Here is a 14139-nt window from a genome sequence, read left to right as displayed (position 1 = left end):
CACACACAACCCCAGGACCACACCCATGTCTGCCATGTCCGCGTTTCTCTCCGACACCGCGCTGATCTTCGGGCGGTACGCCCGCCAGACCCTGCGCTCCAAGTTCCAGATCCTCTTCGGCGTCCTGATGCCGCTGCTCTACCTGCTCTTCTTCGGCCCGCTCCTGACCGATCTGCCGCTCGGCTCGCGCGGTGACTCCTGGCAGGTGCTCGTGCCGGGCCTGCTGCTTCAGCTCGGCCTGTTCGGCGCCTCGTACAGCGGATTCGCGATCATCATCGAGAAGCAGTTCGGCGTGGTGGAGCGGATGCGGGTGACGCCGGTCAGCCGGCTCGCGCTCCTTCTCGGGCGGGTGCTCCGCGATGCCGCACTCTTCGTCTTCCAGGCGGTGCTGCTGGTTCTCGCGGCCGTGGTGATGGGGCTGCGGGCGCCGCTCGCCGGCATCCTGATCGGCTTCGCGTTCGTGGGGGTCCTGACGGTCGTCCTCGCGTCGCTGTCGTACGCGCTCGCGCTGCTCGTCTCCAAGCCGCACGAGTTCGGGCCTGTCATCAACGCGGTCAGCATGCCCTCGATGCTGCTCTCCGGCCTGATGCTGCCGATGGCGCTGGCGCCGGGCTGGCTGGACGTGCTCTCCCACTTCATGCCGTTCCGCTACCTCGTGGACGCGGTGCGGGCCGCCTACCTGGGCGAGTACGCGAGTACGGCGATGCTGTACGGCGTCCTGATGGCGGCGGCGCTCACACTCGGCTCCGTGACGGTCGGCACACGTGTCTTCCGCAGGGCGGGCGCGTAACTAGGCTGGCCTCATGGTCAATCTGACGCGCATCTACACCAGGACCGGCGACCAGGGCACGACCGCCCTCGGCGACATGAGCCGGACCGCCAAGACCGATCTGCGGATCTCGGCGTACGCCGACGCCAACGAGGCCAACGCCGCGATCGGCACGGCGATCGCCCTCGGTCAGCTCGACGAAGAGGTCGTGAAGGTCCTGGTCCGGGTCCAGAACGACCTCTTCGACGTGGGCGCCGACCTGTCGACGCCGGTCGCCGAGAACCCGGAGTATCCGCCGCTACGGGTCGAGCAGTTCTACATCGACAAGCTGGAGGCGGACTGCGACCGCTTCAACGAGCAGTTGGAGAAGCTGCGCAGCTTCATCTTGCCGGGGGGCACACCGGGCGCGGCGCTGCTGCACCAGGCGTGCACGGTGGTGCGGCGTGCGGAGCGGTCCACTTGGGCGGCGTTCGAGGTGCACGGGGACGTCATGAATCCGTTGACGGCCACCTATCTCAACCGGCTCTCGGATCTGCTGTTCATCCTGGCGCGGACCGCCAACAAGGCCCTCGGCGACGTGCTGTGGGTGCCGGGCGGCGAGCGTTAGAGGCCCACTGCGGACCAGGCTTCCCTGACCGCGCGCCGCTCCTCGCTCTCGTCGCCGTACCGGTCCTTGGCCGCCTTCAGCGTGAGCCGCGCGAAGTCGGCGAAGAGCGTCTCCTCTCCGATCTCGCCGCCGGTGAGGGCGTCCCACCAGATGAGGCCCGCGCGTTCCCACGCGTGACCGCCGAGCGCGGTTGCGAGACGGTAGAAGGCGTGGCCGGGGATGCCGCCGTTGATGTGGATGCCGCCGTTGTCCCGGCTGGTCCGTACGTAGTCGTCCATGTGGGCGGGCTGCGGGTCCTGGCCCAGGGTGTCGTCGTCGTACGCCGTGCCGGGTGCTTTCAGGGACCGCAGCCCGACGCCCCGGACGCCGGGGGCGAGCAGGCCGCTCCCGAGAATCCAGTCGGCCTCCTCGGCTCTCTGGCCGAGGGCGTACTGCTTGATCAGCATGCCGAACACATCGCACAGCGAGGTGCCGAGCGCGCCGTTCTCGCCCTGGTAGGAGAGGTCCGAGATCTCGGGCAGCCCGCGCCACACCTCGGCGCCGATGACTTCGAGGCACCGGCTGAAGCGGCCGAAGATGACACCGTTGCCGTCCCCCAAGATCAGCAGGGTGCCGTTCCACAGGCCGTTGCCGAAGGCCTTTCCGTAGTGCACGACCGCCGCGATCGGGCGTCCCGTGTACGTCACCCTCTCGCGCCCCAGGACCTCGCGCGCGAACCGCGACACCGCCTCGATGCCGTCGTACGTCTCGTCCACCGCGGCATCGCCCGTCGCGGGCCGTCCCGTCCAGCGGGCCACCGGCAGACCGTCGAGCTCCTCCTCGCCGCGCGCGTCGAAGACGATGTGCTCGACGAGGTCCGCGCCCTCCACCCCTGGCAGCAGTTCGAGGGCTTCGTCCTTGAGTACGAAGCCGGGGCCGTCGTAGGTCAACGGCGGGGCCGAGCCGTCCACAAGCCGTTCCAGGACCGGGAGCGCCGCGATACCGGAGAGCAGCGGGCTGTGGGCCCGGCGTACCGGCTCGCCATCCAGGTCGAGGAGCCTGGTCCGCGCCTCTATCCGCTCCTTGGGGACCTTCGCGATGGTCCCGATCTCTTTGATCGCCTTGATGAGCTGCCCCGATTCGCTGCGCAGCCACTGGTCGCGGTCGGCCGACGTGAGGCTGCCACCGGCGATGAACGGCACGATCTCCAGCGCCCGGTATCCGTTGTGGATCACTTCGAAGGACTTGCTGCTGCGGTGCCGTGCGATGGTCTCGCTGTGGCTGTCCCAGGCGGCCCGGGAAAGCTTCGGCACCGCCCAGTGCCCGGTCAACCGGAAGTGAGCGACGACGACGCTGTCCGCGGTGAGCTCCGCGTAGATCAGCCGCGCGGCGGTCCGCACATTGGTCCGCGCCCGCAGCCACGCCCCGCCCGCCGTGGCCAGGCCGGCGCCCGCCGTACCGATGAGCGCGGCGAGCAGGGTGCTGTCCATGGCCATACGCGCATGGTGGGCCAGACGGGGATACCTGCCAATGGCTACAGCTTGGTCAGATGCCCGGAGCGCTCCTCGATCTCTTTCGCGGGCGCCTTCTTCGGGAAGACCGTGTACGCCCCCGCGATGATCACGTTGATGCCGATCAGCCACAGCATCTTCTGCTGCCACATCCGCAGCGAACCGATGTCACCGTCGCCGTCGACGTACCAGACCGCACCCTGGAGCAGCGCCATCGCGATCAGGCCCGCCAGGATCCAGCGGGCGGCGAGTTTCCACTCGTGCAGGGCGCGGGCCATGCCGTACTTGGGGGTCGACGGCGGTGGGCCGCCCGCGAAGCGGTGGGCGACGCGGACGTCCACCCACTTGATCGTGTAGTGGCCGAGCGCGATGGAGTACCCGATGTACACGGCGGCCAGGCCGTGCTTCCAGTCCGGCTCCGCGCCGTTCTTCAGGTCGATCGCGGTGACCACGAAGAGGACGACCTCAAGGATCGGCTCGCACAGCAGTACGGCGACGCTCGCGCGCGGCATCTTCGCCGCGTAGCGCAGGGCCAGGCCGCCGGCCAGCAGCACCCAGAAGCCGACCTCGCAGATGATGATCAGTGTGACGATCACGGTTCGCTCCTCTCGGTCACCTTTCCAGGCTCCCCGCGAACCGGCCGCGGATCATCGTCGCCAGTGACGAAGTGGCACTGCATCCTTCGATGTAGCGCGCGGTTCCTCCCTCAGGATCAGGCATCGCCCCGGCGCGCCGTGTTGGATGGACGCATGGCCCTGTCCTTTCCGCGCCCGCACCGCGTCGACGTGCGGATCGCCGTGGGCAGCGTGCTCGCCGGGCTCGCATGGTGGGGGCTCGGGCTCGACATGCAGACGGACCGGCAGCTCGGCGGCGACTGGGCGCTGATCCCGCTCTTCGTCCTCGCGAGCCTCGAGCTGCTGCGCAGGAGCCGACCGCAGACCGCCCTGGTCGTCGGCACGCTCGCGCTGTTCGCCGATCAGTTCACGGCGGGCAATCTGGCGTCGGTCGTGATCTTCACGGACCTCATGTACGCCGCCGTGGTGTACGGGACTCCGGCCGCCGCCCGGCGCATTCCCGTCACCACGGGGCTGATCACGGTGGCGGTGACGATCGGCTTCCTGGCCTGGCTGAGGGAGCCGGAGGCCGTCCTCATCGGCGTGGTCACCGGCCTGGTCTCCTTCGCCCCCGCGACCACCGGCGTTCTCGTACGCACCCACCGCGAGGCCGCCGTCGCCGCGCGCCTGCGGGCCGAACAGACCGCGCTGCTCGCCGAGATGGACCGCGTGCAGGCCATCACCGCCGAGCGCGCCCGGATGGCCCGCGAACTGCACGACATGGTCGCCAACCACCTCTCGGCGATCGCCATCCACTCGACGGCCGCGCTCTCCCTGAACGACCCGAAGACCACCAAGGACGCCCTCGCCGTCATCCGCGAGAACAGCGTCGAGGGCCTGGCCGAGATGCGCCGCCTCATCGGGATCCTCCGGGACTCCAGCGAGGACCGGGAGCCGACGGCCGCGCCCACCCTGGACGGACTCGGCGCCCTGATCGGCAACGCCCGTACCAATGGTCTGGACGTCACCCTCGACGACACCCGCGCCCCGGACGCCTCCAAGCTCCCCGCCCCGGTCGAGCTCGCGGCGTACCGCATCATCCAGGAGTCCCTGACCAACGCCCTCAAACACGCGTCGCCCGGTCTGGTCACGGTGGCGCTCACCCAGCGGCGGCACGCTCTCGAAGTCCGCGTGACCAGCCCGTACGGCTCGCCGTCCGGCCCCCGCGCACCCGGCTCCGGAGCCGGTCTCGTCGGCATGCGCGAACGCACCGAACTCCTCGGCGGCACCTTCGAGTCAGGCCCCGAGAGCGCCGCCGACGGCAAGGTCTGGGCAGTGGATGCCACCCTGCCCGTCGACCCCTCAGACCTCGATCCCGCAGACGAAGGAGTGACCGAATGATCCGAGTGCTCGTCGCCGAGGACCAGTCCGCCGTACGGGCCGGGCTTGTCCTGATCCTGCGCAGCGCGCCCGACATAGAGGTGGTCGGCGAGGCGTCGGACGGCGAGGAGGCGGTGGCGCTCGCCCGTGAGCTGAGGCCCGATCTGGTGCTCATGGACATCCAGATGCCGCGCCTCGACGGCGTCTCCGCGACCCGTCAGGTAGTCGCCGACGGTCTTGCGGACGTCCTCGTCCTGACCACCTTCGACCTCGACGAGTACGTCTTCGGCGCGCTGCGCGCGGGAGCCTCCGGCTTCCTCCTGAAGAACACCGAGGCCAGGGACCTCCTGGAGGCGGTCCGTGCGGTCGGCCGCGGCGAGGGCCTGATCGCCCCCGCCGTCACCCGGCGGCTCATCGCCGAGTTCGCGGCCCCGAAGAACACGAGGCCCGCACGCCGCGAGAACGGACCCGATCCCGCCATCCTCGACACCCTCACCCGCCGCGAGCTCGAGGTGCTTGCGTGCCTCGGCGAGGGGCTCTCGAACGCGGAGATCGCGGGCCGTCTGGACATGGCGGAGGCGACGGTGAAGACGCACGTCAGCCGACTGCTCGGCAAGCTGGAGCTGCGCAGCAGGGTGCAAGCCGCCGTACTCGCGCAGGAGTTGGGTGTATGAGCCCGGCTTCGGTGCGCCCGACCGGCGCGATCCGGCCAATGGTTCAGACCTCTTGACCGCTGGTCCAGACCTTTCTATTCTCACCGCACTGCGGTGAGCACTCCCCCACGTGTTCCACGTGCTCACGGGCGGCGCAGGGATCCACCCCCTAAGACCCCCGGATCTCACCCGAGGAGCACACCTTGCGCACCTTGCGCTTCAGAGACAGAGCCGTGGCAGGCCTCACCACCCTGCTACTCCCGCTCGCCACCCTGGTCGCGCTCGGCGGCCCCGCCGAAGCCGCGCCGGAAGCCGCCCCCGCGGCCACTGCCACGTATGCCAAGACCCAGGACTGGGGAAGCGGCTTCGAAGGCAAGTGGACCGTCAAGAACACCGGTACCACCACGATCAGCTCCTGGAACGTCGAGTGGGACTTCCCCACCGGCACGAAGGTGACCTCTGCCTGGGACGCCACCGTCACCAACTCCGGCAACCGCTGGACCGCCAAGAACCTCGGCTGGAACGGGACGCTCACCCCCGGCGCCTCGGTCTCCTTCGGGTTCAACGGCTCGGGCCCCGGCTCCCCCGCCAACTGCACGCTCAACGGCGGCAGTTGTGACGGCGGCAGCGTTCCCGGCGACAACCCGCCGTCGGCCCCGGGCACCCCCACCGCCTCCGACATCACCAACACGTCGGTGAAGCTTTCCTGGAAGGCGGCCACCGACGACAAGGGCGTCAAGAACTACGACGTCCTGCGCGACGGCTCCAAGGTCGCCACGGTGACCGGAACGTCGTACGCCGACAGCGGCCTCACCGCGGGCACCGACTACTCGTACACGGTCCAGGCCCGCGACACCGCGGACCAGACGGGACCGGCCTCCGGCGCCGTCAAGGTGCACACGACGGGCGGCGGCGATCCGGGCCCCGGCCCGGGGGACAAGGTCAAGCTCGGCTACTTCACCCAGTGGGGTGTCTACGGCCGCAACTACCACGTGAAGAACATCGACTCCTCGGCCTCCGCCTCCAAGATCACCCACATCAACTACGCCTTCGGCAACGTCCAGAACGGCAAGTGCACCATCGGTGACGCCTACGCCGACTACGACAAGGCGTACACCGCCGACCAGTCCGTCGACGGCAAGGCCGACACCTGGGACCAGCCCCTGCGCGGCAACTTCAACCAGCTGCGCAAGCTCAAGGCCAAGCACCCGAACATCAAGGTCCTCTGGTCCTTCGGCGGCTGGACCTGGTCCGGCGGCTTCACCGAAGCCATGAAGAACCCGGCGGCCTTCGCCAAGTCCTGCCACGACCTGGTGGAGGACCCGCGCTGGGCCGACGTCTTCGACGGCATCGACCTGGACTGGGAGTACCCCAACGCCTGCGGCCTGACCTGTGACACCAGCGGCCCGGCCTCGGTCAAGAACATGATGCAGGCGTTCCGCACCGAGTTCGGCAAGGACAGCCTGGTCACGGCGGCCATCACCGCCGACGGCTCCAGCGGCGGCAAGATAGACGCGGCCGACTATGGCGGCGCCTCGCAGTACGCGGACTGGTTCAACGTGATGACGTACGACTTCTTCGGCGCGTGGGCGGCCAAGGGCCCGACGGCTCCGCACTCCCCGCTCACCTCGTACCCCGGCATCCCGCAGGCCGGCTTCAACTCCGCCGACGCGATCACCAAGCTGAAGGCCAAGGGCGTGCCCGCGGCGAAGCTCCTGCTCGGCATCGGCTTCTACGGCCGCGGCTGGACGGGCGTCACGCAGAAGGAGCCGGGCGGCACTGCTACCGGCGCGGCCCAGGGGACGTACGAAGCGGGCATCGAGGACTACAAGGTCCTCAAGAACTCCTGCCCCGCGAACGGCACGATCGCCGGCACGGCCTACGCCCACTGCGGCACCAACTGGTGGTCGTACGACACCCCGGCGACGATCGGCTCCAAGATGACCTGGGCCAAGAACCAGGGTCTCGGCGGCGCCTTCTTCTGGGAGTTCAGCGGTGACACCACCAACGGTGAGCTGGTGAACGCCATCAACAACGGCCTCAAGTAACCCCCGGAGGCACCCACGGACGAAGCCGGGGAGACAGGATCGCCCCCTGTCTCCCCGGCTTCTTCATGCCGTCATGCCTTCACGAGCGGTTACGCCACGTTGACCCGCTGGCCCGGAGGCGCCGCCTCCAGCCAAGCCAGGAAACCGGTGAGCGCGTCCTCGCCCATCGCGAGCTCAAGGCGGACACCGCGGTGCAGACAGCCGAGGATGATCGAGTCGGAGAGCAGCGCGAGCTCCTCCTCGCCGTCCGGCGCGCGACGGTCGACGACCTCGATGGCCGAACGCTCAAGGACCCGGCGCGGCCGGGGAGCGTACGAGAAGACGCGGTACCACTCGATCCGGTCGCCGTTGTAGCGGGCGACCCCGTACACCCAGCCCTTGCCGGAGGTGTCGCCCTTCTCCGGGGCGTTCCAGCGCAGGCTGCAGTCGAAGGTGCCGCCGGACCGCTGGATGAGCCGGCGCCGAAGCCCGAAGACGAAGAGCCCCACCAACAGCAGCACGACCAACACGAGTCCGCACACGAGCAGAGTGAGGATCATCGGCACCGACCTCCTCGCCTCTACGTAACGGACCAACAGAATTGCACCCGCATCGCCTCAGCCGCGACCCGGTCCGGATTGCTCCGGACCTGGCCGCGGCTGAGTCACGTCAAACGCCGTCGCGCCGGTTTCAGCGCGACGACACCGCCCGCAGTCGGACGTCCGCGCGACGCTCGGCGGAGGCGTCGGCCTCCGCCTTCGCGCGCTCGAGCGCCCGCTCCGCACGCTGGACATCGATCTCGTCCGACAGCTCGACGATCTCAGCAAGCAGTGACAGCTTGTTGTCCGCGAAGGAGATGAATCCTCCGTGGACGGCGGCGACGACAGTGTTGCCGTCACTCGTACGAATGGTCACCGGGCCCGACTCCAGCACACCGAGCAGCGGCTGGTGACCGGGCATGACGCCGATGTCGCCGGACGTGGTGCGCGCGACGACCAGGGTGGCCTCGCCGGACCAGACACTGCGGTCCGCGGCGACCAGCTCGACATGCAGCTCAGCAGCCAAGGGTGGCTCCTCGGGTCACCACCCGGCGGCTTCGCCGGGTGTTGGGTCAAATTCTAGTGGGCGTATCGGGAGGGGCGGGACGCACCCACCCCTCCCGGGAGAATCAGCGTCAGGAAACGCCGAGCTCCTTGGCCTTCGCCTTGAGGTCCTCGATGCCACCGCACATGAAGAACGCCTGCTCGGGGAAGTGGTCGTACTCGCCGTCGATGATCGAGTTGAACGCGGCGATCGACTCGTCGAGCGGCACGTCCGAACCGTCCAGGCCGGTGAACTGCTTGGCGGCGTGCGTGTTCTGCGACAGGAAGCGCTCGACGCGACGGGCGCGCTGAACGACCAGCTTGTCCTCTTCGCTGAGCTCGTCGATGCCGAGGATCGCGATGATGTCCTGGAGGTCCTTGTACTTCTGCAGGATTCCCTTGACGCGCATGGCGGCGTCGTAGTGGTCCTGCGCGATGTAGCGCGGGTCCAGGATGCGGGACGTCGAGTCCAGCGGGTCCACCGCCGGGTAGATGCCCTTCTCCGAGATCGGACGCGACAGCACGGTCGTCGCGTCGAGGTGCGCGAAGGTCGTGGCCGGGGCCGGGTCGGTGAGGTCGTCCGCGGGGACGTAGATCGCCTGCATCGAGGTGATCGAGTGACCACGCGTCGAGGTGATGCGCTCCTGGAGGAGGCCCATCTCGTCGGCCAGGTTCGGCTGGTAACCCACCGCGGAGGGCATGCGGCCGAGCAGGGTCGAGACCTCGGAACCGGCCTGCGTGAAGCGGAAGATGTTGTCGATGAAGAACAGCACGTCCTGCTTCTGCACATCGCGGAAGTACTCCGCCATGGTCAGACCGGCCAGGGCGACGCGCAGACGCGTGCCCGGCGGCTCGTCCATCTGGCCGAAGACCAGGGCGGTCTTGTCCAGAACGCCCGACTCTTCCATCTCGTCGATGAGGTCGTTGCCCTCACGCGTGCGCTCGCCGACACCGGCGAACACGGAAACGCCCTCGTGCAGCTTGGCCACACGCATGATCATTTCCTGGATGAGGACGGTCTTGCCGACGCCCGCTCCACCGAACAGACCGATCTTTCCACCCTTGACGTACGGGGTGAGAAGGTCGACGACCTTCAGGCCGGTCTCGAACATCTCGGTCTTCGACTCGAGCTGGTCGAACGCCGGGGCCTTGCGGTGGATGGGCCACCGCTCGGTGACGTCGGCCTCGGCCTCGGGGTGGTTCAGGATCGCACCGAGGGTGTTGAACACCTTGCCCTTGGTGACGTCACCGACGGGGACGGTGATGCCCGAGCCCGTGTCGGTCACCGGGGCCTGGCGGACCAGACCGTCGGTGGGCTGCATCGAGATGGCGCGGACGATGCCGTCACCGAGGTGCTGGGCGACCTCGAGCGTCAGCGTCTTCTTCTCGCCGCCCTTGGCCGGGTCGGCCACCTCGACGTGGAGGGCGTTGTAGATCTCCGGCATCGCGTCGACGGGGAACTCCACGTCGACGACCGGGCCGATCACCCGGGCGACGCGGCCCGTGGCAACGGCCGTATCAACAGTGGTCGTCATTACTTGTCACTCCCCGCAGAAGCGTCGGCCAGGGCACTGGAGCCACCGACGATCTCGCTGATTTCCTGGGTGATTTCGGCCTGGCGGGCCGCGTTGGCAGAACGGGTGAGAGCGTTGATCAGGTCACCCGCGTTGTCGGTCGCCGACTTCATCGCGCGGCGCGTGGCGGCGTGCTTGGAAGCAGCCGACTGGAGCAGCGCGTTGTAGATACGGCTCTCGACGTAGCGCGGCAGCAGAGCGTCCAGGACGTCCTCCGCCGACGGCTCGAAGTCGTACAGCGGGCGGGCCTCATCCGTCTGGCCCGCCTCCTCCGCGACCTTCTCGAGGCTCAGCGGGAGCAGCCGGTCACCGGTTGCCTCCTGCGTCATCATCGAGATGAACTCGGTGTAGACGATGTGGAGTTCATCCACGCCGCCCTCCGCCGTCTCCGTCTCGATGGCCTCGATCAGGGGCGCGGCGATCTCCTTGGCGTCCGAGTAGGAAGGGGCATCCGTGAAGCCCGTCCACTGCCCGGCGATCTTCCGCTCACGGAAGTTGTAGTGCGCGATGCCACGGCGGCCGACGATGTACGTGTCGACCTCCTTGCCCTCGCCCTGCAACTTCTCCGTGAGCTTCTCCGCACCCTTGATGGCGTTGGAGTTGAAGGCGCCGGCCAGACCGCGGTCGCTCGAGAGGAGCAGGACAGCGGCCCGGGTCGGAGCCTCGGCCTCGGTGGTCAGCGGGTGCTTGTCGTTGGCACCCGTGGCCACCGCGGTGACCGCGCGCGTGAGCTCGGTCGCGTACGGAGTGGAGGCGGTCACCTTGCGCTGTGCCTTGACGACACGCGAGGCGGCGATCATCTCCATCGCCTTGGTGATCTTCTTGGTCGCGGTGACGGATTTGATGCGACGCTTGTAGACCCGGAGCTGGGCTCCCATGAGTCAGGTCCCTTCCGTCGTCACTTGGACGCGTCGACGGCGGCCGGAGCGTCCTCGCCGAGCAGCTTGCCGTCCGAGGTCTCGAACTGCTTCTTGAACTCGGCGACGGCGTCGGCGATGGCCGTGATCGTGTCGTCGGACATCTTGGCGCCCTCCTTGATGGAGGTCATCAGGCCCTGCTCCTTGCGGTGCAGGTAGTCGAGCAGCTCGCGCTCGAAGCGCCGGATGTCGTTGACCGGTACCTCGTCCATGCGGCCCGTGGTGCCGGCCCAGATGGAGATGACCTGGTCCTCGGTGGCCATCGGCTGGTACTGAGGCTGCTTGAGCAGCTCGACCATGCGCTGACCGCGCTCGAGGGAGGCCTTCGACGCGGCGTCCAGGTCGGAACCGAAGGCGGCGAACGCCTCGAGCTCACGGAACTGGGCGAGGTCCACGCGGAGGCGTCCGGACACCTGGCGGATCGCCTTGTGCTGGGCGGAGCCACCGACACGGGAGACCGAGATACCGACGTTCAGGGCCGGACGCTGACCGGCGTTGAACAGGTCGGACTCCAGGAAGCACTGGCCGTCGGTGATGGAGATGACGTTGGTCGGAATGAACGCCGACACGTCGTTCGCCTTGGTCTCGACGATCGGCAGACCCGTCATCGAGCCCTTGCCCATCTCGTCCGACAGCTTCGCGCAGCGCTCGAGCAGACGCGAGTGCAGGTAGAAGACGTCACCCGGGTAGGCCTCGCGCCCCGGCGGGCGGCGGAGCAGCAGGGACACGGCGCGGTAGGCGTCGGCCTGCTTCGAGAGGTCGTCGAAGACGATGAGGACGTGCTTGCCCTCGTACATCCACTGCTGGCCGATGGCCGAGCCGGTGTAGGGCGCCAGGTACTTGAAGCCCGCCGGGTCGGACGCCGGGGCGGCGACGATGGTCGTGTACTCAAGCGCGCCGGCCTCTTCGAGGGCACCGCGCACGGAGGCGATGGTGGAACCCTTCTGACCGACGGCGACGTAGATGCAGCGCACCTGCTTGTTCACGTCGCCCGAGCGCCAGTTGTCGCGCTGGTTGATGATCGTGTCGACGGCCAGGGCGGTCTTGCCCGTCTGGCGGTCACCGATGATCAGCTGACGCTGGCCACGGCCGATCGGCGTCATGGCGTCGACAGCCTTGTAGCCGGTCTCCATCGGCTCGTGCACCGACTTGCGGTCCATGACCGTGGGGGCCTGCAGCTCGAGGGCGCGGCGTCCGGACGTCTCGATCTCGCCGAGGCCGTCGATCGGGGTGCCGAGCGGGTCGACGACGCGGCCGAGGTAACCCTCGCCCACCGCGACGGACAGGACCTCGCCGGTACGGGTGACCGGCTGGCCCTCTTCGATGCCGCTGAACTCGCCGAGGACGACGGCACCGATCTCGCGCTCCTCAAGGTTGAGGGCGAGACCGAGGGTGCCGTCCTCGAACTTCAGCAGCTCGTTGGCCATGGCCGAGGGGAGGCCCTCGACCTTTGCGATGCCGTCGCCGGCAACGGTGACCGAACCGACCTCCTCGCGCGAGGCCGCGTCCGGCTTGTACGCCTGGACAAAGTTCTCCAGCGCGTCCCGGATCTCCTCCGGCCGGATCGTGAGCTCCGCCATCTGGGTTCCCTGCTCTCCTTGTTGGGCCCGAAGTTTCACTTTGGGGGTCTGGGGACTCCCCCCAAGTAAGGGTGAATCCTCTGCACGGCCCAACTAGGGCCGTCATTCCTACGTTTTGAGTTACTGCTAGCGCGCCATGCGGCGGTGTGCGTCCTCGAGGCGGTCCGCGATGCTGCCGTTGATGATCTCGTCGCCGACCTGCACCGTGATCCCGCCGAGGACCTCGGGGTCCACGTCGAGGTTCAGGTGCATCTGGCGGCCGTAGACCTTCGCGAGGGCGGCACCGAGACGCTGCTTCTGCTGGTCCGAAAGCGGAACAGCCGAAGTGACCACGGCGACCATCCGGCTGCGGCGGTCCGCGGCCAGCTTGGAGAGGGACTCGAGTCCCGACTCCAGGCTACGTCCACGGGGCGCGGTCACGAGGCGCTCGACGAGCCGCTCCGTCACCTCGTTGGCCCGGCCACCGAGCAGGCTGCGCAGCAGCTCGCTCTTGGCCGCACCGGAAGCGGCGCGGTCGGTCAGCGCGGACCGGAGCTCGGTGCTCGACGAGACGATCCGGCCGAACCGGAACACCTCGTCCTCGACGTCGTCCAGCGCGCCCGACTTCTGCGCACCGGTCAGCTCGGCGAGGTTGGTGAGCTCCTCGAGGGCGTCCACCAGGTCACGCGACCGCGACCAGCGCGAGCGGACCAGACCGGCCACCAGGTCGGCGGTCTCGCCGCCCACCTGCCCGCCGAGCAGCCGCCCGGCGAGCTCGGCCTTGGCCTCACCGGACTGCGACGGGTCGGTCAGGACCCGGCGCAGGGACACCTCGCGGTTGAGCAGCGCGGTGACCGAGGCCAGCTCGTCCGCGAGCTGCCGCGCGTTCACCGAGGTGTTGTCGGTCAGCGCGTCGAGACGCTCACGCGCGGCCGCGAGGGCGTCGCGGCTGGCTCCGTGCGCTGTCATCGAGCCGCCTCGGCCTTCTCCTCGAGCTCGTCGAGGAAACGGTCGATGGTGCGGCTCTGCCGTGCGGAGTCCTCGAGGGACTCACCGACGAGCTTGCCGGCCAGGTCGGTGGCCAGCTGGCCCACGTCCTGACGCAGCGACTGCGCGGCGGCCTTGCGGTCGGCAGCGAGCTGCGCGTGACCGGCGGCGACGATCTCCTCGCGCTGCCGCTGGCCTTCGGCGCGCATCTCAGCGATGAGCGTGGCGCCCTGCTCCTGCGCCTCCTGGCGCAGACGCGCGGCCTCGTGCCGAGCCTCGGCGAGCTGAGCCTTGTACTGCTCAAGCACGCTCTGGGCCTCGGTCTGAGCGGCCTCGGCCTTCTCGATACCGCCTTCGATCGCCTCCCGGCGCTCTTCCAGAACCTTGTTGATGTTCGGGAGGAGCTTCTTCCAGAAGAAGAAGAAGACGATGGCGAAGGCGATGGCGCCGACGAGCAGCTCAGGACCCGGCGGGACGAGCGGGCTCTGCTCTTCCTCGGCCGCCAGCTGAACCAGGTTGGCGATCACATCAATGCCTTTC

The 14139-nt window shown here is 68.7% G+C and carries 14 protein-coding genes; 5 read left to right on the top strand and 9 right to left on the bottom strand.

The features are described from left to right. The first annotated feature begins 34 nt into the window (after positions 1-34). Both AB0I94_RS06170 and AB0I94_RS06165 read left to right on the top strand, forming a co-directional pair. A complete protein-coding gene (locus AB0I94_RS06170; RefSeq protein ID WP_363308318.1) occupies positions 35-790 on the top strand; it encodes an ABC transporter permease in 756 nt (251 codons plus the stop codon). A 13-nt stretch (positions 791-803) separates the two neighbouring features. Then, entirely contained in the window at positions 804-1376 is a 573-nt protein-coding gene (locus AB0I94_RS06165) for a cob(I)yrinic acid a,c-diamide adenosyltransferase (protein WP_363308212.1), read from the top strand. On the opposite strand, the gene AB0I94_RS06160 is transcribed toward AB0I94_RS06165, so the two are convergent. Both AB0I94_RS06160 and AB0I94_RS06155 read right to left on the bottom strand, forming a co-directional pair. Then, the gene (locus AB0I94_RS06160; RefSeq protein WP_363308317.1) at positions 1373-2845 is read right to left on the bottom strand and encodes a M4 family metallopeptidase; all 1473 of its coding nucleotides are present in this window, start codon (positions 2843-2845) and stop codon (positions 1373-1375) included. The genes AB0I94_RS06165 and AB0I94_RS06160 overlap by 4 nt on opposite strands. A 44-nt stretch (positions 2846-2889) precedes the next feature. Continuing rightward, a complete protein-coding gene (locus tag AB0I94_RS06155; protein WP_363308211.1) occupies positions 2890-3462 on the bottom strand; it encodes a hypothetical protein in 573 nt (190 codons plus the stop codon). Positions 3463-3615: 153 nt separating this feature from the next. Here AB0I94_RS06155 and AB0I94_RS06150 point away from each other — a divergent pair, with 153 nt between their 5' ends. From AB0I94_RS06150 to AB0I94_RS06140, 3 genes are all read left to right on the top strand, one after another. Further along, positions 3616-4821 (top strand): histidine kinase, encoded by a 1206-nt coding sequence (locus AB0I94_RS06150; protein WP_363308210.1) that lies wholly within the window; start codon positions 3616-3618, stop codon positions 4819-4821. Next, the gene (locus AB0I94_RS06145) at positions 4818-5474 is read left to right on the top strand and encodes a response regulator transcription factor (RefSeq protein WP_363308209.1); all 657 of its coding nucleotides are present in this window, start codon (positions 4818-4820) and stop codon (positions 5472-5474) included. Before AB0I94_RS06150 ends, AB0I94_RS06145 begins: the two co-directional genes overlap by 4 nt. Positions 5475-5665: 191 nt before the next feature. Further along, on the top strand, positions 5666-7501 hold the full coding sequence (locus AB0I94_RS06140; protein ID WP_363308316.1) for a glycoside hydrolase family 18 chitinase: 1836 nt from the start codon (positions 5666-5668) through the stop codon (positions 7499-7501). An 89-nt stretch (positions 7502-7590) separates the two neighbouring features. Here AB0I94_RS06140 and AB0I94_RS06135 read toward each other — a convergent pair whose 3' ends face one another. The 7 genes from AB0I94_RS06135 to AB0I94_RS06105 form a co-directional block, all read right to left on the bottom strand. Then, entirely contained in the window at positions 7591-8040 is a 450-nt protein-coding gene (locus tag AB0I94_RS06135) for a DUF2550 domain-containing protein (protein WP_363308208.1), read from the bottom strand. 130 nt (positions 8041-8170) lie between these two features. Continuing rightward, a complete protein-coding gene (locus AB0I94_RS06130; RefSeq protein ID WP_363308207.1) occupies positions 8171-8545 on the bottom strand; it encodes a F0F1 ATP synthase subunit epsilon in 375 nt (124 codons plus the stop codon). 109 nt (positions 8546-8654) lie between these two features. Then, positions 8655-10097 carry a F0F1 ATP synthase subunit beta gene (atpD, locus tag AB0I94_RS06125; protein ID WP_363308206.1) on the bottom strand — a complete coding sequence of 481 codons (1443 nt, stop codon included), beginning with the start codon at positions 10095-10097 and terminating at the stop codon, positions 8655-8657. Next, positions 10097-11014 carry a F0F1 ATP synthase subunit gamma gene (locus tag AB0I94_RS06120; RefSeq protein ID WP_363308205.1) on the bottom strand — a complete coding sequence of 306 codons (918 nt, stop codon included), beginning with the start codon at positions 11012-11014 and terminating at the stop codon, positions 10097-10099. The genes atpD and AB0I94_RS06120 overlap by 1 nt, the downstream gene beginning before the upstream one ends. 20 nt (positions 11015-11034) lie before the next feature. Beyond that, positions 11035-12633, bottom strand: coding sequence for a F0F1 ATP synthase subunit alpha (atpA, locus tag AB0I94_RS06115; protein ID WP_363308204.1), 1599 nt, complete (start codon positions 12631-12633; stop codon positions 11035-11037). Between the two features lie 126 nt (positions 12634-12759). Further along, the gene (locus tag AB0I94_RS06110) at positions 12760-13581 is read right to left on the bottom strand and encodes a F0F1 ATP synthase subunit delta (RefSeq protein ID WP_363308203.1); all 822 of its coding nucleotides are present in this window, start codon (positions 13579-13581) and stop codon (positions 12760-12762) included. Continuing rightward, positions 13578-14126, bottom strand: coding sequence for a F0F1 ATP synthase subunit B (locus tag AB0I94_RS06105; RefSeq protein WP_363308202.1), 549 nt, complete (start codon positions 14124-14126; stop codon positions 13578-13580). Before AB0I94_RS06105 ends, AB0I94_RS06110 begins: the two co-directional genes overlap by 4 nt. Between the last annotated feature and the right edge of the window lie 13 nt (positions 14127-14139).

Source organism: Streptomyces sp. NPDC050147 (genome assembly GCF_040660195.1).
Lineage (GTDB): Bacteria > Actinomycetota > Actinomycetes > Streptomycetales > Streptomycetaceae > Streptomyces.
Note: the sequence above shows the minus strand (reverse complement) of the source record. Positions and strands in the feature narration are given on the sequence as shown.

What these genes read in the sequence shown, in the direction of transcription:
- AB0I94_RS06170 (WP_363308318.1), top strand. Translation starts at nt 35, where the DNA reads ATGTCCGCGTTTCTCTCCGACACCGCGCTGATCTTCGGGCGGTACGCC.
- AB0I94_RS06165 (WP_363308212.1), top strand. Translation starts at nt 804, where the DNA reads ATGGTCAATCTGACGCGCATCTACACCAGGACCGGCGACCAGGGCACG.
- AB0I94_RS06160 (WP_363308317.1), bottom strand. Translation starts at nt 2,845, where the DNA reads ATGGACAGCACCCTGCTCGCCGCGCTCATCGGTACGGCGGGCGCCGGC.
- AB0I94_RS06150 (WP_363308210.1), top strand. Translation starts at nt 3,616, where the DNA reads ATGGCCCTGTCCTTTCCGCGCCCGCACCGCGTCGACGTGCGGATCGCC.
- AB0I94_RS06145 (WP_363308209.1), top strand. Translation starts at nt 4,818, where the DNA reads ATGATCCGAGTGCTCGTCGCCGAGGACCAGTCCGCCGTACGGGCCGGG.
- AB0I94_RS06135 (WP_363308208.1), bottom strand. Translation starts at nt 8,040, where the DNA reads ATGATCCTCACTCTGCTCGTGTGCGGACTCGTGTTGGTCGTGCTGCTG.
- atpD (WP_363308206.1), bottom strand. Translation starts at nt 10,097, where the DNA reads ATGACGACCACTGTTGATACGGCCGTTGCCACGGGCCGCGTCGCCCGG.
- AB0I94_RS06120 (WP_363308205.1), bottom strand. Translation starts at nt 11,014, where the DNA reads ATGGGAGCCCAGCTCCGGGTCTACAAGCGTCGCATCAAATCCGTCACC.
- atpA (WP_363308204.1), bottom strand. Translation starts at nt 12,633, where the DNA reads ATGGCGGAGCTCACGATCCGGCCGGAGGAGATCCGGGACGCGCTGGAG.
- AB0I94_RS06110 (WP_363308203.1), bottom strand. Translation starts at nt 13,581, where the DNA reads ATGACAGCGCACGGAGCCAGCCGCGACGCCCTCGCGGCCGCGCGTGAG.